Raw genomic sequence first — 25,464 nt, forward strand, 5'->3', positions numbered from 1 at the left:
CCCTGACCCCACCCCCAGGGCCCACCACCCCCGGGACCGAGCCCCAGCGGGCCCTCCACCCGCACGCCCACGGACGCTCACCCGGGAACCCCGTCCGGCCTGGCGCCGCGTCCGAGGGAACGCCCCGCTGGGGGGACGCCCCGCTCGGGGACGCTCGGTCCTGGGGACGCCCCTTCCGGGGACGCTCGGTCCGGGCGGGCGCTCCCGCCGACCAGGCGCCTCCAGCGCGGGCGTCCGCCCGGACAAGGCGTCCGTCCCGCCCGCGCGGACGGCCGCCCCGGGCACCCCCGAGGGCACGGCCCCGGGCGGAGCGTCCCCTGGCGGGCGTCCCCCTCCGTGTGGGTCGTCCCCCTCCGTTCAGGGGTTCCTTGTGGGAGCGCGAGCGTCCCTCTAGGCCGTCGGGAAAGGGCGGGCTCCCGCAAGGTTCAGTCGGGGGCGGGGCGGCGTTCCAGCAGGTGCTTGCGCCGGAGGAGGGCGGCGCGGCGGGTGTGGGCGCGTACGGCGAGGAGGAGGGCGGCGGCGAGGAAGGCGCCGCCCACGGCCAGGGCGGGCAGCGGCGGGGTGGTGAAGGCGGCGACCAGGGCGGTCGTCGCGGCGGAGGCGACGACGGCGAGCCAGGCGGCGATGACCCGGTCGGTGGCGAAGAGCGGCACCCGCCGGGTGACCAGCCACCCCCCGTAGGCCGCCCAGGCCAGGCAGAACGCCAGGAACAGGGCGAAGGCCAGGTGGGTGCGCCCCGGCAACGCCCCCTCGCTCGACCACAGCGCCCCCACGAACGCCGCCCCCGCCAGCCCCGCCACCAGCGCCACCATGGCGCGGACGCGGCTCCACGGCGACAGCGGCCCGGCCAGCCGGTCGATCATCTCCTGCGCCGTCGGGCGCGGCTCCTCATCCATGACTCTCCCTCAGTCGTCGCGCCAGCAGGCGGCGGGCCCGGTTCAGCCGGGACTTGACGGTGCCGGGCGGAATCCCGCACACCTGCGCGCATTCCTCCACGGTCAGCTCTTCCAGGTAGAACAGGACGAGCACCTCCCGTTCGGCCACCGGCAGCGCGGCCAGCCCGGCGACGAGCGAGGCGCGGTCCACCATCGCCTCGACGGGGTCGCCGGCGGCGGGTTCGGCGGCGGCGGGCTCCTCGGCGCGCCCGTACTCCTCGCGCAGCCGGTCAGCGACGGCCCGCCGGGCGACGGTGAACAGCCACGGCGTGAACCGTCCGGGTTCGCGCAGCCGGGGCAGCCCGCGCACCACCGCGAGCCAGATCTCCTGGGTCACGTCGTCGGCCCGCCCGGCGTCCAGCATGCGCCGCGTGTACGTCCACACGCGCGGATGCCAGCGGCGTACCAGTTCGGCCAGCGCCGCGCGCTCGCCGAGCTGGGCGCGTACCACCAGCAGCTCGTCCGTCATGTCGCCCCTCTCGTCAACCGGCTCAGTCGGCCCGGACGACCCCCCGGTTCACGATTCCCACATATGGGATATCGTCTCGCATATGGGAGAGCTGGAGGAGAGACTCGCCGAGCGGCTGGCCGAGCTGCGGGCCGAGCGCGGCTGGTCGCTGGAGGAGCTGGCCGCCCGCGCCGGGATCAGCCGCTCGACCCTGTCCCGGCTCGAACGCGCGGAGATCAGCCCGACGGCCACCCTGCTCGGCAAGCTCTGCGCGGTTTACGGCCGGACGATGTCCCGCCTGCTGGCCGAGGTGGAGGCGGAGCCGCCCCAGCTCGTACGGGCCGCCGCGCAGCCGGTGTGGCGCGACGAGGCGTCCGGGTTCACCCGCAGGTCGGTGTCGCCGCCGCATCCGGGCCTGCGCGGCGAGGTCGTCGAAGGCGCCCTGCGCCCCGGCGCCGACCTGGCCTACGACGCCCCGCCCGTGCCCGGTCTGGAGCAGCACATCTGGGTCCTGGAAGGCGTCGTGGAGATCACCGCCGGCGGGCGGACGCACCGGCTGGAGGCGGGCGACTGCCTGCGCTTCCGCCTCTGGGGCCGCTCCCGCTTCCACTGCCCCGGCCCCGCCCCCGTCCGCTACGCCCTGCTCGTCGTCCTGCCGTGAAGGAGCCGCCGTGCCCGCCATCGAACGCCTGACCCCCGCTGCGTACGCCGACGCGGTCAAGGAGCTGGCCGAGGTGCTGGCCGACGCCGTCGACGACGGGGCCTCGCTCGGGTTCGTCGCGCCGTTCGACCGGCAGGCGGCGGCCCGGTGGTGGCACGAGCAGGAGGCCGCGGTCACCGCGGGCGCCCTGCTCGTGTGGGCGGCGCGCGACGACGCCGGCGGCATCGTCGCCACCGCCGGGCTGTCCCTGCCGGGCAAGGCCAACGCCCGGCACCGCGCCGAGGTCGTCAAGCTCCTCGTGCACCGCGACGCCCGGGGCCGGGGCCTGGCCCGCGCCCTGCTGGCCGCTCTCGAACGGGCCGCCCGCGCCGCCGGGATCACGCTCCTGCTCCTCGACACGCGCAGTGGCAGCGCCGCCGAGAGCCTCTACCTGGCGGAGGGCTGGACCCGTTACGGCGTCGTCCCCGGCTACGCCGCCGACCCGGACGGCTCCCTCCAGGACTGCGGCTTCTTCTACAAGCGCCTCACATGAGGTAGCGCAGCCACAGGTACGGCGCGACCAGCGCGACCGTCACCGGCGTGACGATGAGCCCGTACTTGGTGAACTGCCAGAAGCTGATCGGCGAGCCGTTGCGGGCGGCGATGCCGAGCACGACGACGTTGGCCGCAGCCCCCACGGCGGTGGCGTTGCCGCCGAGATCCGCGCCGAAGGCCAGCGCCCACCACAGCACCTGGCCGGGCCCGTCGCCGCCGGTGGCCTCGACCAGCCGCTCGACGATCGGCGCCATCGTCGCCACGTACGGGATGTTGTCCACGATGGCCGAGAGCACGGCCGAGCCGCCGAGCAGCCCCATCGTGGCCGCGGCCACCTCCCCGCCGGTCGCCGCGACCGCCGCCTCCGAGAGCTGCCCGATCACCCCGGTCTCCACCAGGGCCCCGACCATGACGAACAGTCCAGCGAAGAAGACGAGCGTAGGCCATTCCACCTCGGCGATGGCCTGCTCAGTCGTGATCTTGGTGGCGGCGACCAGGATGCCCGCGCCCAGCAGGGCCACCACCGACGGCTCGTAGTGCAGCACCGGATGCAGGACGAAGGCGGCGACCACGATCCCGAGAACGGTGAGCGACTGCCACAGCAGCCGCCGGTCACCGATCGCCTCGTTCTCGTCCAGCGCCATCACCGCCGCCGCCCGCTCCGGATCATGACGGAACGTCCGCCCGAACATCAGCCAGCACAGGCCGACGAACACCGCCATCAGGACGACCACCATCGGCGCCATGTGGACCAGGAAGTCGTTGAAACTGAGCCCGCCCCGGCTGGCGATGATGATGTTCGGCGGATCACCCACCAACGTCGCCGCCCCGCCGATGTTGGACGCCATCGCCTCCGCGATCAAAAACGGCACCGCCGAGACCGCCAGCCGCTCACACACCAGGAACGTCACCGGCGCGATCAGCAACACCGTCGTCACATTGTCCAGCAACGCCGACGCCAGCGCCGTGATCAGCACCAGCAACACCATCAACCGAAACGGCCGCCCCCGCGCCCGCTTGGCCGCCCAGATCGCCAGATACTCGAAAACCCCCGTCTCCTTCAGCACCCCCACAATGATCATCATGCCCAGCAGCAGAAAAATCACATTCCAGTCGATCCCGGAATGCTCCGAAAAGAACGCCGCCTCCGCACCCGTGGCATGGATCAACAACATGATCCCCGCCCCACCCAGCGCCGCCGCCACCCGATGCACCTTCTCCGACGCGATCAACGCGTACGCGACAAGGAACACCGCCACACTCACCCACGCCAGCACGCCCACCCAGCGCACACCCTTCGTCCCAGGGTCAACGACGTGCTCGAACGTACCAAAGCGCCACCGGGGCGCCCTCGAGGGCGTGCGTAACTGTACCGGCTGACCGGTATAGTTACGCGGGTGCCACGACCCAGCTCACGCGAACGGCTGCTCGACGCGGCGGCCGACGTGCTCCTCGCCCAGGGGGCCGAGTCCCTCACCCTCGAAGCGGTCGCCCAGCGCGCCGGCGTCTCCAAGGGCGGCCTCTTCTACCACTTCCCCACCAAGCAGGCCCTCGTCGCCGGCCTGGTCGGACGCCTGACCGACGCCTTCGACCAGGCCCTGGCCGACGCCGGGGACCACCCCCGCGACATCCTGCGCGCCTACGTCGACGCGACCATCCCGGCCCGCCACGCCACCGGCCCCGCCGCCGCCCCGGCCGACCGGGTCACCGCCGCGCTGCTCGCCGCCGTGCTCGTCGACCCCGCCGGCCTCGCCCCGCTGCGCGAGCGCTACGCCGCCTGGCAGGCCCGCCTCACCGGCGACGGCATCGACCCCGCCGCCGCCACCGCCGTGCGCCTGGCCGTCGACGGCTGGTGGGCCGCCCGCCTCTTCGGCCTCTCCGAACCCGGCCCCGGCCTGCACGAGCGCACCCGGGCCCACCTCATGGAGCTGATCGACCGTGCCTGCGCCTGACCTGCCCCGCATCCGCGTGACGAAGATCCTCATGCTCGTCACCGACGTCGGGTTCGTCGTCTACTTCCTCGTCACCGGCCTCGGGCTCATCCCGCCGGAATGGGCGTTCGCCGACTACGCCAACCCGATCATGGCCGCCTGGAACTGGTCCTTCCTCTGGATCGACCTGCTCGCCAGCGCCACCGGCCTGACGAGCCTGTGGCTGCTGCGCCGCCGCGACCCCGGCGGGCCGCCGCTCATGCTGGTCTCGCTCGTGCTGACGATGGCCTCGGGGCTGATGGCCGTCGCGTTCTGGACGCTGCGCGGCGACTTCTCGCCCGCCTGGTGGGCGCCCAACCTCTACCTGCTGCTGTTCCCGGTCCCGGCCGTGGTGGCGCTCGTCCGGGCCGGGCGCCTTTACAAGGTAGATCCCGTACGGGACGGCCGCCCCTGCGAGGTTCACGGTCCGGCGGCAAGTACGATCAACGAGTGACCGAAATAACCGAGACCATGCCCGGTTGGCTCGCTCCCGAGGAGCTGGAGTCGGTCCGAGGGCGCATGCCGATCCTCTACGTCGACGCGGTGCCGGTGCGGGTCGACGAGACCGGCTCCGTGACCCGCGTCGGCCTCCTGCTGCGCATCGCGCCCGACGGGACGGTGAGCCGGGCCCTGGTCTCCGGCCGCGTCCTGTATCACGAGCGGATCCGCGACGCGCTGCTGCGCCACCTGGAGAAGGACCTGGGCCCGGTGGCGCTGCCGAGCCTGCCCGCCTCGCCGCAGCCGTTCACCGTGGCCGAATACTTCCCGACGCCGGGCGTCACGCCCTACCACGACCCGCGCCAGCACGCCGTCTCGATGGCCTACATCGTGCCGGTACGCGGCGACTGCCGGCCCCGGCAGGACGCGCTGGACCTGGTGTGGTTCACGCCGGAGGAGGCCGCCTCGCCGATGGTGCAGCAGGAGATGACGGGCGGCCAGGGCACCCTGCTCAAGCAGGCGCTCGCCTACGTGGGCCGCCTGTCCTGACGGCCCGGGCGCGCACCGGTCAGGCCGGCTTCCACGACGGGTCGCGGCCGGTGAGCCCGAGGACGCGGTCGAGCGGCGGGGCGTCGGCCGGCACCGGCACCTCCGGGCCGTAGACGCCCATGGCGCGGCCCTGCTCGGCGGTGGCCGCCACCTGTGCGGCCAGGCGTTCGAGCAGGTCGTCGTCCCACCGCGGGTGCTGATCGGTGGCGCGGGCCAGGTCCCAGCCGTGCACGACGAGCTCGCCCGCGACCATGCCGCCGACCATCGCGGCGGGCAGCTCCCTCGCGCCGCCCATGTACGTCGTCCCCTCCCAGGCGGCCGGCTCGCTCCAGGCCGCCACCAGCCGCGTGGTCTGCGCCTGGAGCGCGGCCGACCAGTCCCCTCCGGTCAGGTCCACGTCGTCCTCCGACGCGGCGGGCGGCGGGACGCTCTCCTTGCGCGCCGCCCCCTCCAGCGACGGCCCCCAGAACAGCAGGTGGTTGATCAGCTTGCGGACGTCGTACTCGGCGCACGGCGTCGGCGCGCCGAGATCGCCGGGCTCGACCCGGCGGACGATCTCCGGCACGCCGGCGGCCGCCTGGGCGATGAAATGCAGGTCAGACATGGGGTACACCCAACCATGACACCGCCCCGCCGTATTGAACAAACACGACATAAGCTCGTCGGCATGGCCAGGGACGCACGCGAGCTCGACGGCGCCTGGGCGCGGCACCAGCGCCACGCCTTCCCCTCCCCCTCGCCCGACCTGGCCCCGTACGTCGAGCGCTACTGGGTCGTCACCTGGGACTACGCCGAGCCGTACCGGCAACTGATCGTGCCGTACCCGAGCGTGCACCTGACGTTCCAGGACGGGGCCGCCACGCTCCAGGGCCCGGTGAGCGGGCACCAGGTGCGGGTGCTGGAGGGCCGGGGCGGGGTGTTCGGGGTGGCGTTCCGGCCTGGAACGTTCCGGCCGTTCCTGGGCGCGCCGGTGTCCACGATCGCCGACCGGCGCTTCGACGCCGCCGAGGTGTTCCCCGGCCCGCTGCCGGACCCGGTCGACGTGGAGCCCGTCGAGGAGTTCCTGCGGGCGCACCTGCCCGAGCCGGACCCGAGGGCGGCCCGGGCGGCGGAGGTCGTCGCACTGATCGCCGCCACGCCCGCGATCACCCGCGTGGACGCGCTGGCGCGGAAGACCGGGCTGAGCGTGCGCGAGCTGCAGCGGCTGTTCGCCGAGCACGTCGGTCTCGGGCCCAAGCGCGTCATCCGCCGCTACCGCCTGCGCGAGGCGACCGGCCGCATGGCGGCGGGCACTCCGCCCGACTGGGCCGCGCTGGCCGCCGACCTGGGCTACGCCGACCAGGCGCACTTCACGCGGGACTTCCGCAAGCTGTTCGGCGAGACCCCTGCCTGGTACGCCCGGCGGTTCTAGCGTGGCGCGGCAGGCTCGATTGCGACGCCGGGTCACCGATGCGCTACGGTGCGGGCGATGACCACGACCGAGCCGCGCCGCGACGGCCGCGGGCGCCCCCGCGACCCGGAGGCCGACGCCGCCATCCTGCGCGCCGCCGTCGACCTGCTGGCCGAGCGCGGCGCCGACCAGACCAGCATCGAGGCGATCGCCCGCCGGGCCGGTGTGACGAAGGTGACGGTCTACCGCAGATGGCGCAGCAAGGAGGAGCTGCTCGCCCAGGCCATCGAGACGGCCCGCGCCGACCTGCCCCACGTGGCCGACACCGAGGGCAGCCTGCCCGAGGTGATCGAGCGGCTGCTCCCCCGCTGGGGCGAGATGCTGGCCGAGCCGAGGTTCCGGGCCCTGTCGGCGCGGCTGCTGGCGGCCGGGGCCGGCCATCCCGCGCTGCTGGAGGCGTACCGGAAGCATCACGTGCTGCCGCGCCGCGAGCGCGCCAGGGAGATCATGGTGCGGGCCCAGCGCGACGGCCACCTCAGCCCGGCGGCCGACCCCGACGTGCTCGCCGACATGATGGAGGGCGCGGTGATCTGCAAGCTGCTGCTCTCCCCCGGCCCGCTCGACCCGGACGAGATCACCGCCTACCTGCGCGCCCTGATCACGCAGGCCGGGTTCTCACTTCCGGGCGGTCCAGTGGGCGGGGCGGGAGAGCCCGGCGGGGAGCCGGGTGGCGGCGTCGCCGGCGGCGGCGTTGAGCTGTGACTGCGTGACGAAGAGCGCGCCGGTCAAGTCGGCCCCGCTGAGGTCGGCGCCCCGCAGGTCGGCGCCGATGAGGTCGGCCGAGCGCAGGTCGGCGCCCTTGAGCGCGGCCCCGATCAGGTAGGCGCCGCGCAGGTTGGCCCCGCGCAGGTCGGCGCCCTTCAGGTTGGCGCCGATCAGGTCGGCGCCCCGGTGCTCCTTGCGCCGCCCGGCGCCCTTCCTGGCGAGCTCGCTGGCGCGCAGCAGCAGCACGTTGACCTCGGCCCGCCGGGCGGCCACGTCGAGGTCGAGGAGCTCGGCGGGGCCGAGCCGGGTGAGGCGCTCGATCGCGCCGAGCGCGCGGCGCAGCTCGTCGCGGACGGGCCGGGCGGCGGGCAGCGCGATCGCCTCGGTGAGGTAGGCGAGCAGCTCGTGGAGCTGCCGCATGACCGGGAACACCGCGAACATCTCCCGCGCGCTGCCCGGCTCGCGCCGCCAGTCGCGCCCGCCGTAGGTGACCTGGGAGACCTGCTGACCGGCGCCGAAGCAGTCGTAGACCACGCAGCCCGGGTAGCCCGACTCGCGCAGCCGCTCGTGGATGCCGCACCCGAAGTCGTCCCGCAGGTTGCCGCACGGCTGCCCGGCGGGCTTGTCGGCGGCGAAGTCGGCCGAGGCGGCGAACGGCAGGGCGACGCAGCACAGCCCGAAGCAGTTGGCGCAGTCGCCCCGAAGCGTGCCCGGCAATGGTCCCCCTCGTGTCAGCCGTCCAGGTAGCGCAGGATCGCGAGCACCCTGCGGCTGTAGGCGGGGGTGGCGGGCAGATCCAGCTTGTCGAAGATGGCGTTGATGTGCTTCTCGACCGTGCTCAATGATATGTGCAGCGCGGCGGCGATCGCCGCGTTGGCGTAGCCCTGCGCCAGGTGGCCGAGCACCTGCGTCTCGCGTTCGGTGAGCGTGCGCAGCGGGTCGGCGTGCGTGGTGCGGGCCAGGAGCTGGCGCACCACCTCGGGGTCGATGACGGTGCCGCCGCCGCGCACCCTCTCCAGCGACTCCAGGAACTCGGCGACCTCCGACACCCGGTCCTTCAGCAGGTAGCCGAGCCCGCCCTCGGTCCCGGCCAGCAGCGTGGCGGCGTACGTCTTGTCGACGTACTGCGACAGCACGAGCACCCCGACGGCGGGCCAGCTCTCGCGGATGCGCAGCGCGGCGCGCAGGCCGTCGTCGGTGTGGGTGGGCGGCATCCGCACGTCGACGACGGCGACGTCGGGCCGGTGCTCGGCCACCGCCGCGATGAGGGCGGGGGCGTCGCCGACGGCGGCGACGACCTCGTGGCCGGCGTCGCGCAGCAGGCTCGCCAGGCCCTCGCGCAGCAGCACGGCGTCGTCGGCCAGGATCAGCCGCACGGCGGCTCCTTCGGCAGCGTGGCGCGCACCCGGGTGCCGCCGCCGGGGGCGTCGCCCACCTCGAACTCGCCGTCGAGCGCGAGCACGCGGCGGGCCAGGCCGGACAGGCCGCCGCCGGCCGGGTCGGCGCCGCCCGCGCCGTCGTCGGAGATCACCACGCGCACCGTCCGCTCGTCCTCGCTCAGCACGACCAGGATGTCACGGGCGCCGGCGTGCTTGACCGCGTTGGTGATCGCCTCGCGGGCCACGAAGTACAGCGCGGTCTCCACCTCGGTGGCGAGCCGCCCGGTCAGGCCGTGGTGGACGGTGACGGGCACCCCGGCGCGTTCGGCGACCCCGGCCAGCGCGGCCCGCAGGCCGAGCTCGTCGAGCGCGGTCGGGTAGATGCGCCATGCGACGCTGCGCAGCTCGTCCAGCAGGTGCCGCGACTCGGCGTAGGCCTGCGCGACCAGGTCGGCGGCGGGCCCCGGCGTGCCGGCGAAGGCGTGGCGGGCGCGGCCGAGGAGCATGGCCAGCGCCACGCCGCGCTGCTGGACGCCGTCGTGCAGGTCGCGTTCGATGCGGCGGCGCTCGTCGTCGACGGCGCGCACGATGCCGGAGCGGGTGGCGGTGAGCTCGGCGATGCGGCGGCGCATGCGCTCCTGCGGGCCCGGGCCGAGGAAGCGCCGGGCCAGCCGCCGCTCGGCCGCGACGACGGCCTGGCAGCAGAGCGTGCCCACGGCCAGCAGGAAGATCCCGGAGGTGAGGCCGATCGCCCAGCTCTCGGTCGTCAGCCGGATGCCGGGGAACTCCAGCGCCACGGGCGACGACTCGCCCGTCAGCATCGCCCAGCAGGCGCCGCCGACGAAGAGCAGGCCGACGAAGATCAGCGACGTGGCGACGTAGCCGCCGAGCACGCCCACGGCCGCGCGCAGCGCCAGGTAGCCGGCGCCCGCCGTGCCGGGGTCGCTGTCGTGGCCGAGCAGCACCCGCAGCCTGGCCCGTTCGAGCGCCACGAGCCGGGGCGCCCACCAGCGGACGAGCGGCCACGCCAGCACGAGCAGGACCAGCTCCAGGCCGCCGGTCACCGCTCCCGCCAGCACCCCGGCGAGCCTTCGTACGATCACGGCTGGGCAGTCTAGGCGTCGCGCCGGCGCAGCACGACCAGCCCGGCGAGCAGGGCCAGCGCCGTCCACCCCGCCAGCCAGGCCAGCCCCTCGCCCGCCGGGTACGGGATCGGGCCGCCGGTCAGGTTGTCGGCGCTCTCCATGAACGCCAGCCCGGCGAACGTCGGCAGCCGCATCGAGGCGTCCACCGCCGCCTGGCTCCCGGTCATGACCAGCAGCAGCGGCAGGCCGAGCGTCAGCATGAACATCACGGTCAGCGCCCCCGCCGATCCGCGCACGGCCGCGCTCACCCCGACGGTCAGCACGCCGGTCAGCGCGCAGAACACGCCGAGCCGCAGCAGGTCGGCCGCCGCCTGCCCGGGCGGGAAGGCCGCCGGCCCGCCGAACGTCTCCACCGACAGCACCAGGTACGTGACCAGCGCCCCGGCGCCGCCCGCCACGATCCCGGCCGCGAACAGCACCGGCGCGGCCACCAGCGCCTTGGCGGCCAGCATCCGGCCCCGGATCGGCACCACCTGCAGCGTGCTCCTGATCGACCCGGAGGCGTACTCGGAGGTGACCAGGAGCATCGCCAGCGTGATCACCGCGTACTGGGCGAACGTCATCGCCGAGATCATCGGGCCGGTCACCACCACGCGCGCCCCGTCGGCGCCCTCGCGCAGCGCCTCGGTCGCCTGCGCCGCGCCGAGCGTGAGCCCGCCGAGCGCGGTAGCGGCCACCGCCGAGGCCAGGCAGAGCCAGGTCGAGCGGACCGACCAGAGCTTGACCCACTCGGCCGCGACGGCCCGCCCGAGCGGACCATCCAGTGCGTTCCTCATCGCGTTCCTCCCGCGCCGTACTCCACGCTCGTGGCGGTCAGCTCCTGGTAGGCCTGTTCCAGCGACGCCTCGCGCGGGCTCAGCTCGTGCAGCCGGACGCCCGCCTCGTGGGCCAGGTCGCCGATCCGCTCCAGCGTCGCGCCGGTGGCGACGAGCTCGTTCTCGCCGCGCCGCTCCACGCTCACGCCCTGTGCCGTCAGCAGGTCCGCGAGGTCGCCGGCGTGCGGGGACCGTACGAGCACGGAGGGGGTGGCGAGCACCTCGGCGAGCGGCGCGTCGGCGATCAGCCGCCCCTTGCCGATCACCACCAGGTGGTCGGCGGTGAGCTGCATCTCGCTCATCAGGTGGCTGGAGACGAACACCGTGCGGCCCTCTGCCGCCAGCGACCGCATCAGGCGGCGCACCCAGCGCACCCCGTCGGGGTCGAGCCCGTTGACGGGCTCGTCGAACATCAGCACCTCCGGATCGCCCAGCAGCGCGCCCGCGATGCCGAGCCGCTGGCTCATGCCGAGCGACAGCGCGCCCGCCCGCTTCCCGGCCGCCTCGCCGAGCCCGACGAGCTCCAGCACCCGCGCCACGCGCGCCTTGGGGATGCCGGCGCCGCGCGCCATCGCCAGCAGGTGGGCGCGCCCGCTGCGCCCCGGGTGGACGGCGCGGGCGTCCAGCAGCGCGCCGACCGTGCGCAGCGGGTGTTCCAGCTCGTGGTACGGCCTGCCGCCGATGAGCGCGCGGCCGGAGGTGGGGGCGTCGAGGCCGAGGATCATGCGCATCGTGGTGGACTTGCCGGCGCCGTTCGGGCCGAGGAAGCCGGTGACGGCGCCGGGTCTCAGCTCCAGCGTCAGGTCGTCCACGGCGGCGCGGTCGCCGTACCGCTTGGTGAGATGGTCGAGTCGGATCACGCTGACTCACGGTAGGCAGCCGGGGCGGCGGCGGCCATGGGGGCGATCCGCCGACCCGTATGGAGGATTCCCGTATTGCACTGGTCGATCCAAAACATGTTACGGTCGGCGCATGGCACGACCGAGGACGTTCGACGAGGGCCGGGCCCTGGAGGGCGCCATGCGCGCGTTCTGGGAGTCGGGCTACGAGGCCACCTCCACGCGGGACCTGTGCGAGGCCACCGGGCTGGGGCGCAGCAGCGTCTACAACGCCTTCGAGGGCAAGCGGGAGCTGTTCGTCCGGGCGCTGGGCCATTACATGGAGCAGAAGGACGCGAAGCTGTTCGAGCTGCTGGAGCGCGACCTGCCGATCCGGGAGAAGGTGCGCGTCCTGCTCCAGTCGGTGGCCGAGGGCGATCCGGGCGAGCCGCCGGGCTGCCTGGTCGTCAACAGCATGGTCGAGCTGGCGCCCCGCGACCCGGAGATCGCCGAGATCCTGCGGCGCGACCAGGAGCGGCGGTTCGAGGCGCTGCGGGCGGCCATCGGGCTGGCGCGGGCGCGCGGCGAGCTGGGGCCGGGCAAGGACCCGGCGGCGCTGGCGCGGTTCGTAGCGGCCGTCGTGAGCGGCATGCGCGTGGTGGCGCGGGCGGGCGGCGACCGGGCGGCGCTGGAGGCGATCGCGGCCACGGCGCTCGACGCGTTCTGAGCGTTTTCGTGCCTCAGTTTTGTACTGGTCGATCGAATAAATGGAGTGCTGGATGCCGTTGGCTGTCTACGTCCTGGGGCTGGCGATCTTCGCCCAGGGCACCTCGGAGCTGATGCTGGCCGGGCTGCTGCCCGAGACGGCCGCCGGGCTCGGCGTGTCGGTGCCCGACGCCGGGCTGCTCATCTCGGCGTTCGCCGCCGGGATGCTGGTGGGGGCGCCGGTGCTGGCCGTGGTGACGCTGCGCTGGCCGCGCCGGACCGCCCTGCTGGCGTTCATGGCGGTGTTCACCGTGGCGCACGTGGTCGGCGCTCTGACGCCCGACTACGCGACGTTGCTGGTGACGCGGGTGGTGGCCGCGTTCGTGTACGCCGGGTTCTGGGCCGTGGCCGCCGTCACCGCGATCGGCCTCGCCGGGCCCGCCGCGCGCGGCCGGGCGATGGGGATCGTCGCGGGCGGCCTCACCGTGGCCACCACCCTGGGCCTCCCGGCGGGCACGCTCGTGGGGCAGGCCCTGGGCTGGCGGGCCGCGTTCTGGGTGGTGGCGGGCATGTCCGCGCTGGCCGCGCTCGGCGTCCTGGCCACCGTGCCGGGCAGGGCCCCGGCCCCGCACCCGTCGGCTCCCCGTACGGAGACGTCATTGCGGCGGGAGCTCGGCGCGCTGGCGAACCCCCGGCTGTGGCTCGCCCTCGGCACCACCGCACTGTCCACGGCCGGGCTGCTCGTCACCTTCAGCTACCTGAGCGCGCTGCTCACCGACACGACGGGGCTGGCCCCGGGGTGGGTGCCGGCGGTGCTGGCGCTGTACGGCGCCGGCTCGCTGATCGGCATCACCGTCGGCGGGCGCGTCGCCGACGCCCGGCCCTTCACCCTCCTGTACGCCGGCCTCGCCGCGCTGGTCGTCATCTCGGGGGCGCTGGCGCTGAGCGCCGGGGTGGCATGGCTGGCGGTGCCGCTGGTGTTCCTGCTGGGCGCGTCCGGCTTCGCCACCAACCCGGCGCTGAACACCCGCGTGTTCGCCGTCGCCCACGACGCGCCCACGCTGGCGGCCTCGTTCAACGTGTCGGCGTTCAACGTCGGCATCACCGTGGGCCCGTGGCTGGGCGGGCTGCTGATCGCCGCCGGTTACGGGTACGCGCCGCTCGGCTGGATCGGCGCGGCGCTCGGCCTGCTGGCCCTGGGCGCCGTCGCCCTGGCCGCCTCCGCCGAGCGCCGCCCCCGCACTGCCGCCGCCCACCGGAACACGGCCCCGGCCTGCCCGGGCGGCGTCTGAGGGGCCCGATCAGCCGGGCGGGGCCTGGTAGACCGACACCGCGAACGGCCGGTGTGCCTCCCGTTCCACCAGCTCGCTCAGCCGCGACACCGCCCGCCCGGATTCGACGAACCGGTGCAGCCGCCGCGCCTCCGGCCACGGATGCACCAGCACCAGCACGCCGCCCGGCGCCAGCAGCCCGGTCAGCCGGGCGCTGGCCCGCCGCAGCCGGTCGCGGCGGCCCAGGTAGTAGAGCGTCTCCGAGCAGAACACCAGGTCATAGCGGTGCTCGGAGGTGAAGCGGAGGATGTCGGCCGACAGCAGCAGCGTCCTGTCGGCCGCCTTCTCCACCCGCTCCGCCGCCCGGGCCAGCGCCCGCTCGGAGATGTCCACGCCCGTGACGTGCGCCTCCGGATAGGCGGTGACGAGCTGCTCGGTGAACACCCCCTCGCTGCACCCCACTTCCAGGATCCGCCGGTAGGGCAGATCGGGGAGCTGGGCGAGCGTGGCGGCGTACTTGGCCTGCTCATAGGCGTCGGTGCCCATGTGCCACGGGTCGGGGCGGCGATGCCACCAGTCGAAGTAACGACGCAGTACGGCGCCCTGCCCCCGTGAGGAGAGCAGGGAGAGCGACCTGAAGAAGGTCCGGTGCAGAAGCTCGGTGATTTCCTTCACGGGTGCCATGCGGCCCCTTCCGCGCGCAGGGACATCTCGTGGGGGCCGTGGGGCCCGCCCGGCGTTCACTGTCACTGCACCCAATCCTGCATGATCTCCACCGCCGGCGAGCGGACCCGGGCGGCGCGATGCCGGTCAGCCGAACTCGATGCGCCCGGTGCCCGGCATCGCGCCGAGCCCGCCCGTCGCGCACCCCAGCACCCCGCCCTCCGGCGCGATCCCGCCCCTGGCCCGCCTGCCGTCCAGCGGCCCGCCGGTGACCCTCCCGGTCAGCAGCGCACCGGCCGCGCCCAGCTCGTCGTTGCGGATGCGCAGCCGGGAACTGCCCACCGGCCGTCCCGTCGCGTCGTACCAGGTGATGGTGGCGCGCCCGCGCATCCCGCGCACGGCGGCGCACGACGCCTCCCCCTCGGCGCGCAGCGACGCCCACCCCGACCTGAGCCGCCCCGGCTTCCCCCGGCAGCCGCTCAGCCACAACGCCCCCCGCGCCGCCACTTTCCCGGGCACCAGGCCCACGGGCGGCGTGAACACGATCGGGCTGCCGGGCGGCGTCCCGACCGCGCAGGCGAGCACCGCGGCCCGCCCCTTCCCGCCCGCGACGGCCGGTGAGAGGGCCGGCGCCCCGGCACGCGGAACGGCCGGGTGCGGCCGAGCGGCTCCCGTCGCCGCGGCGGGCCGGACCGTGGACCCCGCGGGGACGATGGTGAGGCCGGCGAGCAACGCGACGGCTCCGGCGATCGGCGTGATCTTCACGAGACTCCCCCGACGTACAGTGCTTGCCCGGATACATTGTGTAGCATCCGGCGCGCCGGCAGGCCGCAATCGCGTTGCCAGGGGTAGGCGGGCAAAGTGACGACCCGGCCCGGCCGGGTGAAGTAGGCGGACCAGTCCGTGTCGGCCCCCGCGACGACCAGCTCGTCCACCGCCCGGTCGACGACCTCGACGCCGTCGCGGCCCGGGTCCATGGTGGCGACGATCGCCGGTGACCCGCTCTGCCGGATGAGCGTGACGGGCATCGGCGGCGGCCCGATGTGCGCGAGCAGCTCCACCCCGGCCAGCGCGGACCCGCGCCCCTCACCGCTCGCCCCCTCCGGCCCCGCCGCGGCGGACGGCGGCTCGGCGGCGCGCCGGGCCGCCTCCTCCAGCGGCAGGTCGCCGGCCGCCCAGGCGGCGGTGAGCTCGCCGACGCCGTGACCGGCCGCCGCCACCGCCCGGATGCCGCGCGCGGCCAGCATCTCCGTCACCCCCACCTGGACCGCGAACAGCAGCGCCCGCCCCTCGCCGCGCTCCCCCGCCGCCAGCCGCCCGGCGACCGTCCCTCCTCCCGGGTACGGCGCCAGCGCCTCGTCCACCCGCCCCACGGCCTTGCGGAACGCCCGGTCGGCGAGCAGGTCGGCGCCCATGCCCGGCCACTCCCCGCCGTCGCCGCAGTACACGAACGCCACCCGCCCGTCCACCGCCCCCCGCCTGCCGCCGCGCACCAGCGCCTCGGCCGCCTCCCGAGGGCCTTCGGCCAGCACCACCTTCCGGTACGGGTGCCGCCCCCGCCGGGCGCACGCGGTGTAGGCCAGGTCGTAGAACTCCTCCGGGGCCGCCTCCGCCAGCCGGTCGGCCATGCGCCGCGCGGCCTCGGCCAGCGCCTCCTCCGAGCGCGCCGACACCACCACCGGCAGCGGGCCGCGCTGCCGTACGGGCCTGCCCAGGTCGGCGGGCGCGGGCGCGACGATGACGTGCGCGTCGCCGCAGTTCACCCCCGCGAACCCCTTCGCCGCCGGCAACGCCCCCGTCAACACCACCAGCCCCGCTCCGCCCTCGACCCCCTCCCCGCACGAACAGCCCCCGCACGAACGGCCCCCGCACCCGGACGCCTCCCTGCACGAGCAGGAGCCCCCGCACCCGGGCGTCTCTCCGCGCGAACGCTCCCCGCCGACGGGCGGTACCGGCGCATCGGGGAGCCCGGCGGACGGGACGCACAGGCCGGAGGCGGTTGCCACCCCCGGCTCGGCGGAAGCGGTAGGCCCGGGCGGGAGGGCCGCCCGTCCGGCTCCAGGGCCGGAGGGCTCGGCGCACAGGCCGGATGACCCGGTGTGCGGGGCGCGGGGGTCGGCGGGGGGCGGGGCGGGGATGCGGCGGTGGCGGAGGACGAGGAGCGCCTTCAGGACCGCGGCCACGCCCGAGGCGGTCTCCAGGGGTCTGAGCTGTGCCTGGACAGGCAGCGGGGCCTCGCGGCGGGCGCCGAGGCCGTGCCCCAGGTCCCGCCAGTCGCCGGGGCCGCCGAGCGCTTCGACGTACACGAGGTCGTCCGGGTCGACCCGGGCGCGCTCGTACACCTCGGGCACCCGCCCCCAGGCGGCGATCACGCCGTGGATGCGGTCGCGGTCGGCCAGCGCGTCGCCGAGCCGTTTGAGCACCAGCATCGCGCCGCCTTCGGCGCCCACGTCGGGGCAGGTGGCGCCGCCGGCGAGCGCCACCCGGCTGTCTCCGCGCGCCAGCGCGTCGCAGGCGCGGGCCAGCGCGGCGAGCGACGACGCCGGTCCGGGGTCGACGGAGGCGCCGGGCCCGCGCAGGCCGAAGAAGCGCGTCAGCGGGTCGTGGGGCGCGCCGCCGGTGTAGACGCCGGTGTCGGAGCCGGCCAGCCTGGCGGGGTCGAGCCCGGCGTCGTCGAGCGCCTCGACGGCCATCTCCAGCAGGAGCCGGTGCCGGGGGTCGGCCGCGGCGGCCTCCCCGGCCCGCGTCCCGAAGTAGCCCGCGTCGAACCCGGCCGCCCCCTGGCCGCCCACGCCGCCCACGCCCAGGTCGCGCCCCGCCTCCAGGGCGGCCCACAGCCCGTCCGGGTCCGTGATCCCGCCCGGCAACCGGCAGCCGGCCCCGACTACGGCCACCGCCTGGCCACCGACTCCGCCCACGAGCACGTCCGCCTCCACCGGCGGGCATCCGCCCACCCCGAGTGATCAGCCAACTACGGGGATTCACTGTGAGGGCGACCGGTGCCCCAGGTCAAAGCACCATGCCGTGGCCACGGGCCGCGCTCGCGCGCCAGGAGGGACCTCTGCCCCGCAATCACCACAACCCGGCCGAGGGCCGGAACCGCGCATCCGGCCGATACGGTCACGTCCCATCGCGCACGCCGCGATCCGGCCGGTACGCGGCGGGATCTCGCCGGATCGGGGCTGTTCAGGCGCGCCGGACGAGCACCGTTTCGCGGGTGAGAATTGTCGGTGGGAGGCGGCACGATGTGTTCATGACTGAAGCGCCCCCGCACACCGAGCTGCTCGATCACGCCGCCTACGCCGAGGCGGTGCAGATCGCGGTCGACGCCAACGCCGCCTATTACGGCGACGGCGAGTCCCCGCTCGACGACGACGCCTATGACCGGCTGTTCCGGGGCATCCAGGCGTACGAGAGCGCGCACCCCGACGAGGTGCTGCCCCATTCGCCGACGGGCAAGGTGGCGGGCGGGGCGGTGACCGGTGACGTGCCGCACACGGTGCCGATGCTCAGCCTGGACAACGTGTTCTCGGCCGAGGCGCTGCTCCGCTGGGTGGCGGGGCTGGAGCGGCGGCTGGGCAGGCCGGTGACGGCGTTCAGCGTGGAGCCGAAGCTCGACGGGCTGGCGATCTCGGCGCGCTATCACGAAGGCAGGCTCGTCCAGCTCGTGACGCGCGGCAACGGCACCGAGGGCGAGGACGTCTCCCACGGCATCGGCACCGTCGTGGGCCTGCCGCTGACGCTGGCCGAGCCGGTGACGGTGGAGATCCGCGGCGAGGTGCTGATGACGGCGGAGCAGTTCGAGGCGGCGTGCGCCAAGCGGCAGGCGCACGACGGCACCACGTTCGCCAATCCGCGCAGCGCGGCGGCGGGCACGCTGCGCGCCAAGGACCGGCCGTACGTGTGCGAGCTGACCTTCTTCGGCTACAGCGCGCTGCCGCTGCCGCCGGACGACGACTCGGAGCTGGCGGCGCGGCTGCGCGAGCTGCCGCACAGCGAGATCATGGAGCTGGTCGCCGCGCTGGGCGTGGCGACGACGGGTTCGACGCCGGTCGCCGGGATCGTCGCCACCTCGGTCGAGGAGATCCAGCGGCGCATCGGCGAGCTGGCGGCGGTCCGGGCGGAGCTGCCGTTCGGCATCGACGGGATCGTCATCAAGGCCGACAGCGCGGCCGACCAGGCGGAGGCGGGGTTCGGCACGCGGGTGCCGCGCTGGGCCGTCGCCTACAAGCTGCCCGCCACCGAGAAGATCACCAAGCTGATCGGCGTGGAGTGGAACGTGGGCCGCACCGGCATCATCGCGCCCCGCGCCGAGCTGGAGGAGGTGGAGCTCGACGGCAGCAAGGTCCGCTACGCCACGCTGCACAATCCGGCCGACATCGCCCGGCGCGGCCTGATGCTGTACGACCGGGTCATGGTGCACAAGGCCGGTGACGTGATCCCGCGCGTGGAGGCGCCCGTCGTCCACCTGCGCACCGGCGAGGAGCAGCCGATCGCGATCCCCGACGTGTGCCCCAACTGCCAGGGGGAGATCGACAAGTCGCAGGAGCGGTGGCGCTGCGTGCGCGGCCGGGCCTGCAAGATCACCACGTCCGTGCTCTACGCCGCCGGCCGCGACCAGCTCGACATCGAGACGCTGGCCGAGAGCCGGATCGTCCAGATGATCGAGGCCGGGCTCGTCACCGACTTCGCCGACCTGTTCACGCTCACCCACGAGCAGGTCCTGGCGCTGGACCGGATGGGCGAGACCAGCACCGCCAAGCTGCTGGCGGCGATCGAGCAGGCCAAGACGCGGCCGTTGAGCCGGGTGTTCTGCGCTCTGGGCGTACGCGGCACGGGCCGGGCGATGTCGCGCCGGATCGCCCGGCACTTCGGCACGATGGAGGCCATCCTGGCCGCCGACGTGGAGGCGATCCAGGCGGTCGAGGGCATGGCGGAGAAGAAGGCGGCCCTGCTGGTGGCGGAGCTGGCCGAGCTGCGGCCGCTCATCGACAAGCTGATCGCGGCCGGGGTCAACATGACCGAGCCCGGCGTCACCCCGCCCGCGCCCGGCCAGACCCCGCCGGGGCAGGCCGCGCCAGGTCAGGCCGCTTCTGGAGAGGCCGGCGCCGCCGGGGAGCCGGGCGACAGTGAGGCGCTGCCGTTGTCGGGCAAGTCCGTCGTGGTCACCGGTTCCATGACGGGCAAGCTGGAGGACCTGTCCCGCAACGAGATGAACGAGCTGATCGAGCGGGCCGGCGGCAGGTCGTCCTCCAGCGTCTCGGCCAGGACGAGCCTGCTGGTGGCGGGCGAGAAGGCCGGCTCCAAGCGGGCCAAGGCCGAGTCGCTCGGCGTGGAGATCATCACGCCGGACGAGTTCGCCTCGCTCGTCGCAGCCTTCCTCTGACCGCCAGGCGATACGCCGTCGTGATCATCGTCCGGCACAATCGACCGGCGATACCGCCATCGGAAGGATTCCCCCAGAGATGAAGCTGGTCGTCGCCGCGCTCCTGGCGGGCGCGTTCCTCGCCACGCCCGCCCCGGCCGCCGCCGCCGCGCCCGCCGACCCGGTCGCCGCGCTCAAGAGCCGTTCGGGGCCGGGCAAGGGGGTGCGGTTCACCGAGGTCGCCTCCTACGTCGAGCTCGCCGGCAAGAGCGAGCTGCTGACCCGTCGCGGCGCGTTCCAGTACGGAAAGTCCGGGTTCGCCGCCTCGGACATCTCGGTCAAGCACACCGAGAAGGAACGGGTGCACACCTACCTCGACGACGAACGCGTCATCACCGTCGGGAAGGTCTCCTACGTCCGCAACAAGCTGTTCGGCGAGGGGCTGCCCAAGGGCAAGACCTGGACCAGGACCCACCGGCCGCTGCCCGCCGGGCTGACCGCCTTCTACACCCAGCCGGTCAACGCCGCCGAGCCGGAGGCGCTCAAGGCGCTGATCAAGGGCGCCAAGCGGTCGGGCCGGACCTACACGGGCAGCATCACGTTCAAGCAACTGGCGAAGGCGTCCCCGTGGGCGCGGTCGGTCCTGGTGGGCGAGCAGGACGACGAGGTCATCCGCTACACGCTCACCGTGGGGGCCGACCGGCTGCCCAGGCAGCTGAGGACGACCTACCTGGCGACGGCCCACGGGTTCGGCGGCAACTCGACCTCGCCGGGCGACGAGGTCAGCACCCGGACGGCGTACGAGGGCTGGGGCCACCGCCAGACGATCAAGGCGCCGCCCGCGAGCCAGGTCTACACGGGCAAGGAATAGCCCCTGGCGGGCGTGGCGGGTGCGGCGGGTGCGGTCAGGGGCGGGAGAAGCGCTCCAGGGCGTCCTCCAGGCCGCGCCACGCCACCTCCGTGTCGGGGGTGCGGCCGTGCGGGGCCCGGAACCAGTCGAGGAAGTCGCACACGTCGTCGAGGTCCCAGCGCAGCCGGTAGAGGGCCAGCGCCGACGGGTCCGGGCGCCTGCCGGTGGCGGCCTCGTAGCGAGCCAGGTCGCGTTCCGCCGGGGCGGCGAGCCACAGGTCCCGCTCGGGCGGGGCCAGGCCGACCGTGTCCCAGTCGACCAGCGCCGGCCGCCCGTCCCGCCAGAGCAGGTTGCCGGGGTGCGGCTCCCCGTGCGTGACGACGAACGGCCCCCGCACCTCGCGGGCCAGCCGGTCGAAGCGCTCGAGCGCCCGCCGCAGCCCGCCCGCCCGCGCGGCCACGAGCGCCCGCGCCGGCTCCGAATACGGCCCACCCCGCCAGCCACCCCCTGCCCCAGCCACTCCCCCAACGACGCCACCCGCCCGGGTCCTGGCCTCCGCCACGTCCTGCGCCCCGCCGCCCGACCGGACCCCGGACCCCGCCGCGTCCCCACCCCCGCCGCTGGGCCGGACCCCGGATCCGGCCGCGCTTCCCGTGCCGCTGCGCACCCCGGCCTCGGGATCCGCAGCGCCCCGGGTGCCAGCGCCCACCCCCGCCCCGGATCGGGCCGCGCTTCCCGTGCCGGTGGCGCCGCGCGTTCCGGTCCCCGCGTCCGCTCCGGTCCCCACGCTCCGGTCTGCGACCGCGCTCTGGTCTGTGCCCGCGTTCGCCCCTTCGTCCGTGCTTCCGGTTGTGCGTGCGGCTTCGGGGGCGGTTGCTCTGGTCTGGGGGGTTGGTTCCTGCCCGGCGTCGGCGTTCGCCAGCGCTTCGGTCAGGGCTGCCTCCAGGCGGTCACGGCGGGGCAGGGTGAGGGGGGCCGTGGGGGTGGAAGCGGGGGTGGGGGCGCGGTGGAGGGTGGCGAGCAGGTCGATGAGGGCGTCCCGCCGCACCTGGGGCAGCCGCTCGCCGAAGTGCCCGGCGACCCCGTCCACGTACGGGAAGACGGTGACGGCGTGGCGCGGCCCGGTCCGTACGGTCGTCGAGCCGTCGCGGGACGGGAGGGGTGCGACCACGGCGGCGGACGGCCGGAGCGTGGCGTGCAGGGCGGCGGCGGTGTCCATGGCGCGGCGCAGGTCGGCGAGGCCGGTCGGCGGCTTGGCGGCGAGATCCACGGCGGTGACGAACCAGCGGCCGGCGGTGCCGGTGGCGATCCAGTGGTAGTCGCCGAACCCGACCGGCGCGTAGTCGAGCGTCACGGGGCCGAGCCCCCACGCCTCCAGGGCTGTCAGCAGGTCGCGGTCGCTGAGGTCGTCGGGACGATCTTCCATGCCCGCGAACCTACCCGGGAGGAGGGTCAGGCGGGGTCGCGGTGCGCGGCGGCGATGACCCGCGTGAGCGCCTGGTGCAGGTTCTGGAGCTCGTCGAGGCTCATGCCGAGCCGGGCGACGATGGCGGGCGGGATCTTCTCCGCCTCCGCCCTGAGCTGCCGCCCGGCGGGGGTGAGGGTGACGACGAGGGCGCGCTCGTCCTGGCTGTTGCGCTCGCGGTGGATGTAGCCGAGCGCCTGGAGCCGTTTGAGCAGCGGGGACATGGTGCCGGGGTCGAGCTGGAGCAGCTCCCCCAGCTCCTTGACGGACAGGGGCTCGTGCTGCCAGAGGGCGAGCATGGCCAGGTACTGCGGGTGGGTCAGCCCCATGGGCTGCAGCAGCGGCCGGTAGAGGCCGATCACGCTGCGTGAGGCGATGCTGAGGGCGAAGCAGACCTGCCGGTCCAGCGCGAGCAGGTCCGCCGCCTCTTCCGTGGTGTCCATGTGCGGGCCTCCGGAGGCCTCGGGTAAAGTAGTTTGTGTACAAAGTATTAGCGTACCAAGAATTGCCACGCAAACCTTGAGCGACCCATGGAGGGACGCATGTTTCACCGTAAGCCGCTGGAGGAGCGCATCGCCGAGCGGCAGGCCAAGCTGCCCCCTCTGAAGGAGGGCAAGCACTTCGAGCACGGGCCGGCCAAGTTCGTGTTCGTCGCGCTGCTCGTGGTGGTCGTGGCGATGCACGTCGTCGGGCTGGCCATCGTCATGCACTTCTCCTGACCGGCGGCTACCCGGGCTGGTCGTAGACGGCGACCGCCCAGCGGCCCGGCCGGGTGCCCGCGACCTTCTTCAGGGCTTCGGGGTCGGCGACGAGCTTCTGACCGTGGAAGCGGGGGTCGCCGACCGGGGCTCCGGCGGGGAAGACCCACACCTCGATCGCCTGCTGCGCCCGGAGCCAGTCAGGCCTGACGGAGCCCGCGTGGTACTGGGAGTCCGGGCCGGGGCCGGTCCGCTCCCCGCAGCGGCCCAGGTCGCTCCACCCGTCGGCGTCGCCGACGGACCGCACCAGCACCCAGGCGTCAGGGTCGGCGCAGCGTACGGAGTAGGCGGTGCGGACGCTCGTGGGCCGGAACGTCACGGTGACGTGGTCGCCCAGGGTCTCGCCGGCGGCCGACGCGATCAGCCGCAGCCGTTCCTGGTTGCCGCCCGTGATCTCCTCGGGCAGTTCGACGCCGGGCGCGACCCGTACCGCGTCAACGCCGCCGCCCGTGAAGGGCACGGTGACGAACACGGCGAGCGCGGCCGCCGCGCCCGCGAGCAGCGCGCCCGTCGTCGTGCGGGCGCGCCGCCGCCGGGCGCGCCCCCGGCGGACCAGCTCGTCCAGGCGGGGTGAGCGCGGCCGCCCGGGGCCGCCGTCGCTGTAGTCGGCGAACACCGTACGCAGGTCGTGCTCGGTGTAGCGGGTCACCTGATCTCCTCCAGTTCCAGGTCGTGCACCGCCGGATCCACCCGCAGCCGCGCCAGGCCTCTGGCCAGGTGCTTCTTGACGGCGCCGGTGGAGCAGCCGAGGGTGGCGGCCACCTGCTCCACGGGCAGGTCGGCGAAGTAGCGCAGGACGATCGCCGCCCGCTGGCGCGGGGGCAGGGCGCCGGTCGCCGCCCACAGGGCCGCCCTCTCGGCGACCGGCCGGGCGATGTCGCCGTGCGCGCGGCTGTCGGGCAGCACCTCTGTGGGCACCTCGCCCCGCCAGCGCCGCCTCCACCAGGAGGCGTGCGTGTTGGCGATGATCCGGTACACGTACCGGTCGGGGTCGCCGTCGATTCTGGGCCAGGCCGCCCAGGCTTTGACCAGTGACGTCTGCACCAGGTCCTCGGCGGCGGCCCAGTCCCGGGTGAGCAGGTACGCCGTGCGGCACAGGCGTTCGTGCCGTTGCGCGACGTACTCGGCGAACCCGTCTGCCATGTCGTTCCTCTCCTGGGGCGAAACGCTCTCACGGTGAACCACCACCTGACGGGGTGCCCAGGGTGACAAGACTGCTGATTTGACCTCTAATAGTTAGACATCTTACTATCAGGCTCCCAATCATGTGGAGGCCACCTTGCGTACTCTCATCACCGGCGTCCGCGTCTTCGACGGCGAGCGGACCCTCCAGCGGGCGGACGTGCTCATCGACGGCGAGCGGATCGCCGGCCCCGACGGCGCGCCCGTGGACGTCACCGTCGACGGCTCCGGCAAGACGCTGCTCCCGGGCCTGATCGACGCGCACACCCACGCCTTCGACGGCGCGCTCGCCCAGGCGGTGGCGTTCGGCGTGACGACGGAGCTGGACATGTTCTGCCTGCCGTCGAACCTGGCCAGGCAGCGCCGCACCGCCGCCGAGCGGAACGACGTGGCCGACATCCGCAGCCCCGGCGTGCTGGCGACGGCCCCCGGCGGGCATCCGAGCCAGATCATGGCGGCCGAGGCGGCGAACCTGGCCCACCTGGGCGACGCGGCCGGGCCGTTCGACACGGTGGCGGGGGCGCACGAGGCCGAGGCGTTCGTCGAGGCGCGGCTGAAGCAGGGCGCCGACTACCTGAAGATCGTGATCGACGACGGCTCGACGGGCGGCCTGAGCCTGCCGGCGCTGTCGCCGGGCACCGTGGCCGCGCTGGTGGAGGCCGCGCACGCGGCCGGGCTGCGGGCGATCGGGCACGCCGTCACGGTGCGTGACGCGCTGGTGGCCCTCGACGCGGGCATCGACGGCCTGGCCCACGTCGTCAGCGACGCCGCGCCGGGCGGCGCCGCGGCCGGGGACCTGGCGGCCAGGATCGCCGCGCAGGGCGTGTACGTGGTCAGTACCCTGTCCTACTTCGAGGCCGTCACCGGCGACGAGAGCGGCCTGGAGCTGGTGTGCGACCCGCGCGTGGCCGCCCGGCTGCCCGAGCGGCTCAGGACGGCCCCCGGCCGCGACCTGTCGGCGGTCCCGGTGCCGACGGCCGGGTCGGTCAACGCCCTGCACTCCGCCCGCGAGCTGCACCGGGCCGGGGTGCCGCTGCTGGCGGGCACGGACGCGAACATGTTCGCGCCGATCCACGGCGCCGGCATGCACCGCGAGCTGGTGCTGCTCACGCAGGCCGGGCTCACGCCGGAGGAGGCGCTGGCCGCCGCCACGAGCGTCCCGGCCCGCCACTTCGGCCTGACCGACCGGGGCCGGGTGGCCGCCGGGCTGCTGGCCGACCTGCTGCTCGTCGACGGCGACCCCACCCGCGACATCACGGACACCCGCGCGATCTCCGCCATGTGGCGCCGGGGCGTCCGCGTGACCCCCGCGGCCTGACTTGGGCGTATCTGACCAGGAGTAATACTCAATCGACGCC

At 74.7% G+C, this 25,464-nt stretch carries 29 protein-coding genes; 13 read left to right on the forward strand and 16 right to left on the reverse strand.

All coding sequences use genetic code 11. The features are described from left to right. Window positions 1–425: 425 nt before the first annotated feature. Together ACWDXC_RS19850 and ACWDXC_RS19855 are read right to left on the reverse strand one after the other, a co-directional pair. Window positions 426–896: a hypothetical protein gene (locus ACWDXC_RS19850; protein ID WP_449983868.1), complete on the reverse strand. Its 471-nt coding sequence runs from the start codon at window positions 894–896 to the stop codon at window positions 426–428. Further along, a complete protein-coding gene (locus ACWDXC_RS19855) occupies window positions 889–1,404 on the reverse strand; it encodes an RNA polymerase sigma factor (RefSeq protein ID WP_219512283.1) in 516 nt (171 codons plus the stop codon). Before ACWDXC_RS19855 ends, ACWDXC_RS19850 begins: the two co-directional genes overlap by 8 nt. Before the next feature lie 82 nt (window positions 1,405–1,486). Here ACWDXC_RS19855 and ACWDXC_RS19860 point away from each other — a divergent pair, with 82 nt between their 5' ends. Both ACWDXC_RS19860 and ACWDXC_RS19865 read left to right on the forward strand, forming a co-directional pair. Further along, window positions 1,487–2,044: a helix-turn-helix domain-containing protein gene (locus ACWDXC_RS19860; RefSeq protein ID WP_364184416.1), complete on the forward strand. Its 558-nt coding sequence runs from the start codon at window positions 1,487–1,489 to the stop codon at window positions 2,042–2,044. Window positions 2,045–2,054: 10 nt separating this feature from the next. Continuing rightward, on the forward strand, window positions 2,055–2,576 hold the full coding sequence (locus tag ACWDXC_RS19865; RefSeq protein WP_449983871.1) for a GNAT family N-acetyltransferase: 522 nt from the start codon (window positions 2,055–2,057) through the stop codon (window positions 2,574–2,576). Here ACWDXC_RS19865 and ACWDXC_RS19870 read toward each other — a convergent pair. Continuing rightward, window positions 2,569–3,861, reverse strand: a complete 1,293-nt coding sequence (locus ACWDXC_RS19870) for an ArsB/NhaD family transporter (protein ID WP_449983873.1) — start codon at window positions 3,859–3,861, stop codon at window positions 2,569–2,571. The genes ACWDXC_RS19865 and ACWDXC_RS19870 overlap by 8 nt on opposite strands. A gap of 114 nt (window positions 3,862–3,975) precedes the next feature. Between ACWDXC_RS19870 and ACWDXC_RS19875 the strand changes: the two genes are divergently transcribed. Genes ACWDXC_RS19875 through ACWDXC_RS19885 form a run of 3 tightly spaced genes read left to right on the forward strand, consistent with a single transcriptional unit; the run spans window position 3,976 to window position 5,535 of the window. Beyond that, window positions 3,976–4,530, forward strand: coding sequence for a TetR/AcrR family transcriptional regulator (locus ACWDXC_RS19875; RefSeq protein ID WP_449983875.1), 555 nt, complete (start codon window positions 3,976–3,978; stop codon window positions 4,528–4,530). After that, window positions 4,517–5,002, forward strand: coding sequence for a DUF5360 family protein (locus ACWDXC_RS19880; protein ID WP_449983878.1), 486 nt, complete (start codon window positions 4,517–4,519; stop codon window positions 5,000–5,002). Before ACWDXC_RS19875 ends, ACWDXC_RS19880 begins: the two co-directional genes overlap by 14 nt. Then, window positions 4,999–5,535 carry an NUDIX hydrolase family protein gene (locus ACWDXC_RS19885; RefSeq protein ID WP_449983881.1) on the forward strand — a complete coding sequence of 179 codons (537 nt, stop codon included), beginning with the start codon at window positions 4,999–5,001 and terminating at the stop codon, window positions 5,533–5,535. The genes ACWDXC_RS19880 and ACWDXC_RS19885 overlap by 4 nt, the downstream gene beginning before the upstream one ends. Before the next feature lie 19 nt (window positions 5,536–5,554). On the opposite strand, the gene ACWDXC_RS19890 is transcribed toward ACWDXC_RS19885, so the two are convergent. Continuing rightward, window positions 5,555–6,139 (reverse strand): TIGR03086 family metal-binding protein, encoded by a 585-nt coding sequence (locus ACWDXC_RS19890; RefSeq protein WP_449983883.1) that lies wholly within the window; start codon window positions 6,137–6,139, stop codon window positions 5,555–5,557. 63 nt (window positions 6,140–6,202) lie between these two features. Here ACWDXC_RS19890 and ACWDXC_RS19895 point away from each other — a divergent pair, with 63 nt between their 5' ends. Then, window positions 6,203–6,946, forward strand: coding sequence for an AraC family transcriptional regulator (locus tag ACWDXC_RS19895; protein ID WP_449983886.1), 744 nt, complete (start codon window positions 6,203–6,205; stop codon window positions 6,944–6,946). A 57-nt stretch (window positions 6,947–7,003) separates the two neighbouring features. Further along, window positions 7,004–7,687 carry a TetR/AcrR family transcriptional regulator gene (locus ACWDXC_RS19900; protein ID WP_449983890.1) on the forward strand — a complete coding sequence of 228 codons (684 nt, stop codon included), beginning with the start codon at window positions 7,004–7,006 and terminating at the stop codon, window positions 7,685–7,687. Here ACWDXC_RS19900 and ACWDXC_RS19905 read toward each other — a convergent pair. From ACWDXC_RS19905 to ACWDXC_RS19925, 5 genes are read right to left on the reverse strand one after another with little or no spacing between them, the layout of a single operon-like run. Beyond that, complete coding sequence (locus tag ACWDXC_RS19905; protein WP_449983893.1) at window positions 7,601–8,407, reverse strand: pentapeptide repeat-containing protein; 807 nt, start codon at window positions 8,405–8,407, stop codon at window positions 7,601–7,603. The genes ACWDXC_RS19900 and ACWDXC_RS19905 overlap by 87 nt on opposite strands. Window positions 8,408–8,421: 14 nt before the next feature. Next, window positions 8,422–9,066, reverse strand: coding sequence for a response regulator transcription factor (locus ACWDXC_RS19910; protein ID WP_449983895.1), 645 nt, complete (start codon window positions 9,064–9,066; stop codon window positions 8,422–8,424). Beyond that, window positions 9,057–10,172 (reverse strand): sensor histidine kinase, encoded by a 1,116-nt coding sequence (locus ACWDXC_RS19915; protein ID WP_449983898.1) that lies wholly within the window; start codon window positions 10,170–10,172, stop codon window positions 9,057–9,059. The genes ACWDXC_RS19910 and ACWDXC_RS19915 overlap by 10 nt, the downstream gene beginning before the upstream one ends. An 11-nt stretch (window positions 10,173–10,183) precedes the next feature. Then, entirely contained in the window at window positions 10,184–10,990 is an 807-nt protein-coding gene (locus ACWDXC_RS19920; protein WP_449983900.1) for an ABC transporter permease, read from the reverse strand. Continuing rightward, window positions 10,987–11,889: an ATP-binding cassette domain-containing protein gene (locus ACWDXC_RS19925; RefSeq protein WP_449983903.1), complete on the reverse strand. Its 903-nt coding sequence runs from the start codon at window positions 11,887–11,889 to the stop codon at window positions 10,987–10,989. The genes ACWDXC_RS19920 and ACWDXC_RS19925 overlap by 4 nt, the downstream gene beginning before the upstream one ends. Window positions 11,890–12,001: 112 nt before the next feature. Here ACWDXC_RS19925 and ACWDXC_RS19930 point away from each other — a divergent pair, with 112 nt between their 5' ends. Both ACWDXC_RS19930 and ACWDXC_RS19935 read left to right on the forward strand, forming a co-directional pair. Then, complete coding sequence (locus ACWDXC_RS19930) at window positions 12,002–12,574, forward strand: TetR/AcrR family transcriptional regulator (RefSeq protein WP_449983905.1); 573 nt, start codon at window positions 12,002–12,004, stop codon at window positions 12,572–12,574. A 52-nt stretch (window positions 12,575–12,626) separates the two neighbouring features. Then, window positions 12,627–13,844: a Cmx/CmrA family chloramphenicol efflux MFS transporter gene (locus ACWDXC_RS19935; protein ID WP_449983907.1), complete on the forward strand. Its 1,218-nt coding sequence runs from the start codon at window positions 12,627–12,629 to the stop codon at window positions 13,842–13,844. Window positions 13,845–13,853: 9 nt separating this feature from the next. On the opposite strand, the gene ACWDXC_RS19940 is transcribed toward ACWDXC_RS19935, so the two are convergent. The 3 genes from ACWDXC_RS19940 to ACWDXC_RS19950 form a co-directional block, all read right to left on the reverse strand. Further along, a complete protein-coding gene (locus tag ACWDXC_RS19940) occupies window positions 13,854–14,507 on the reverse strand; it encodes a class I SAM-dependent methyltransferase (protein ID WP_449983910.1) in 654 nt (217 codons plus the stop codon). 126 nt (window positions 14,508–14,633) lie between these two features. Continuing rightward, the gene (locus tag ACWDXC_RS19945; RefSeq protein WP_449983914.1) at window positions 14,634–15,251 is read right to left on the reverse strand and encodes a hypothetical protein; all 618 of its coding nucleotides are present in this window, start codon (window positions 15,249–15,251) and stop codon (window positions 14,634–14,636) included. Then, window positions 15,248–17,410, reverse strand: a complete 2,163-nt coding sequence (locus ACWDXC_RS19950; protein WP_449983917.1) for a beta-ketoacyl synthase N-terminal-like domain-containing protein — start codon at window positions 17,408–17,410, stop codon at window positions 15,248–15,250. The genes ACWDXC_RS19945 and ACWDXC_RS19950 overlap by 4 nt, the downstream gene beginning before the upstream one ends. A gap of 329 nt (window positions 17,411–17,739) precedes the next feature. Here ACWDXC_RS19950 and ligA point away from each other — a divergent pair, with 329 nt between their 5' ends. Continuing rightward, on the forward strand, window positions 17,740–19,872 hold the full coding sequence (ligA, locus tag ACWDXC_RS19955) for an NAD-dependent DNA ligase LigA (protein WP_449983920.1): 2,133 nt from the start codon (window positions 17,740–17,742) through the stop codon (window positions 19,870–19,872). A 79-nt stretch (window positions 19,873–19,951) separates the two neighbouring features. Then, window positions 19,952–20,722, forward strand: coding sequence for a hypothetical protein (locus ACWDXC_RS19960; RefSeq protein ID WP_449983924.1), 771 nt, complete (start codon window positions 19,952–19,954; stop codon window positions 20,720–20,722). A gap of 34 nt (window positions 20,723–20,756) precedes the next feature. Here ACWDXC_RS19960 and ACWDXC_RS19965 read toward each other — a convergent pair whose 3' ends face one another. Both ACWDXC_RS19965 and ACWDXC_RS19970 read right to left on the reverse strand, forming a co-directional pair. After that, window positions 20,757–22,127, reverse strand: coding sequence for a phosphotransferase (locus ACWDXC_RS19965; protein WP_449983927.1), 1,371 nt, complete (start codon window positions 22,125–22,127; stop codon window positions 20,757–20,759). 26 nt (window positions 22,128–22,153) lie between these two features. Continuing rightward, on the reverse strand, window positions 22,154–22,609 hold the full coding sequence (locus tag ACWDXC_RS19970; RefSeq protein WP_449983930.1) for a MarR family winged helix-turn-helix transcriptional regulator: 456 nt from the start codon (window positions 22,607–22,609) through the stop codon (window positions 22,154–22,156). Between the two features lie 99 nt (window positions 22,610–22,708). Between ACWDXC_RS19970 and ACWDXC_RS19975 the strand changes: the two genes are divergently transcribed. After that, window positions 22,709–22,885 carry a hypothetical protein gene (locus ACWDXC_RS19975; protein WP_219508141.1) on the forward strand — a complete coding sequence of 59 codons (177 nt, stop codon included), beginning with the start codon at window positions 22,709–22,711 and terminating at the stop codon, window positions 22,883–22,885. A gap of 7 nt (window positions 22,886–22,892) precedes the next feature. On the opposite strand, the gene ACWDXC_RS19980 is transcribed toward ACWDXC_RS19975, so the two are convergent. Then, window positions 22,893–23,573, reverse strand: a complete 681-nt coding sequence (locus ACWDXC_RS19980; RefSeq protein WP_449983932.1) for a hypothetical protein — start codon at window positions 23,571–23,573, stop codon at window positions 22,893–22,895. Continuing rightward, on the reverse strand, window positions 23,570–24,067 hold the full coding sequence (locus ACWDXC_RS19985; RefSeq protein WP_219508137.1) for a SigE family RNA polymerase sigma factor: 498 nt from the start codon (window positions 24,065–24,067) through the stop codon (window positions 23,570–23,572). Before ACWDXC_RS19985 ends, ACWDXC_RS19980 begins: the two co-directional genes overlap by 4 nt. Window positions 24,068–24,203: 136 nt before the next feature. Here ACWDXC_RS19985 and ACWDXC_RS19990 point away from each other — a divergent pair, with 136 nt between their 5' ends. Continuing rightward, window positions 24,204–25,424, forward strand: a complete 1,221-nt coding sequence (locus ACWDXC_RS19990; RefSeq protein WP_449983936.1) for an amidohydrolase family protein — start codon at window positions 24,204–24,206, stop codon at window positions 25,422–25,424. Window positions 25,425–25,464: the final 40 nt, after the last annotated feature.

The organism is Nonomuraea sp. NPDC003214 (genome assembly GCF_053590035.1).

What these genes read in the sequence shown, in the direction of transcription:
- ACWDXC_RS19850 (WP_449983868.1), bottom strand. Translation starts at nt 896, where the DNA reads ATGGATGAGGAGCCGCGCCCGACGGCGCAGGAGATGATCGACCGGCTG.
- ACWDXC_RS19855 (WP_219512283.1), bottom strand. Translation starts at nt 1,404, where the DNA reads ATGACGGACGAGCTGCTGGTGGTACGCGCCCAGCTCGGCGAGCGCGCG.
- ACWDXC_RS19860 (WP_364184416.1), top strand. Translation starts at nt 1,487, where the DNA reads ATGGGAGAGCTGGAGGAGAGACTCGCCGAGCGGCTGGCCGAGCTGCGG.
- ACWDXC_RS19890 (WP_449983883.1), bottom strand. Translation starts at nt 6,139, where the DNA reads ATGTCTGACCTGCATTTCATCGCCCAGGCGGCCGCCGGCGTGCCGGAG.
- ACWDXC_RS19895 (WP_449983886.1), top strand. Translation starts at nt 6,203, where the DNA reads ATGGCCAGGGACGCACGCGAGCTCGACGGCGCCTGGGCGCGGCACCAG.
- ACWDXC_RS19900 (WP_449983890.1), top strand. Translation starts at nt 7,004, where the DNA reads ATGACCACGACCGAGCCGCGCCGCGACGGCCGCGGGCGCCCCCGCGAC.
- ACWDXC_RS19920 (WP_449983900.1), bottom strand. Translation starts at nt 10,990, where the DNA reads ATGAGGAACGCACTGGATGGTCCGCTCGGGCGGGCCGTCGCGGCCGAG.
- ACWDXC_RS19930 (WP_449983905.1), top strand. Translation starts at nt 12,002, where the DNA reads ATGGCACGACCGAGGACGTTCGACGAGGGCCGGGCCCTGGAGGGCGCC.
- ACWDXC_RS19935 (WP_449983907.1), top strand. Translation starts at nt 12,627, where the DNA reads ATGCCGTTGGCTGTCTACGTCCTGGGGCTGGCGATCTTCGCCCAGGGC.
- ACWDXC_RS19940 (WP_449983910.1), bottom strand. Translation starts at nt 14,507, where the DNA reads ATGGCACCCGTGAAGGAAATCACCGAGCTTCTGCACCGGACCTTCTTC.
- ligA (WP_449983920.1), top strand. Translation starts at nt 17,740, where the DNA reads ATGACTGAAGCGCCCCCGCACACCGAGCTGCTCGATCACGCCGCCTAC.
- ACWDXC_RS19960 (WP_449983924.1), top strand. Translation starts at nt 19,952, where the DNA reads ATGAAGCTGGTCGTCGCCGCGCTCCTGGCGGGCGCGTTCCTCGCCACG.
- ACWDXC_RS19965 (WP_449983927.1), bottom strand. Translation starts at nt 22,127, where the DNA reads ATGGAAGATCGTCCCGACGACCTCAGCGACCGCGACCTGCTGACAGCC.
- ACWDXC_RS19970 (WP_449983930.1), bottom strand. Translation starts at nt 22,609, where the DNA reads ATGGACACCACGGAAGAGGCGGCGGACCTGCTCGCGCTGGACCGGCAG.
- ACWDXC_RS19975 (WP_219508141.1), top strand. Translation starts at nt 22,709, where the DNA reads ATGTTTCACCGTAAGCCGCTGGAGGAGCGCATCGCCGAGCGGCAGGCC.
- ACWDXC_RS19985 (WP_219508137.1), bottom strand. Translation starts at nt 24,067, where the DNA reads ATGGCAGACGGGTTCGCCGAGTACGTCGCGCAACGGCACGAACGCCTG.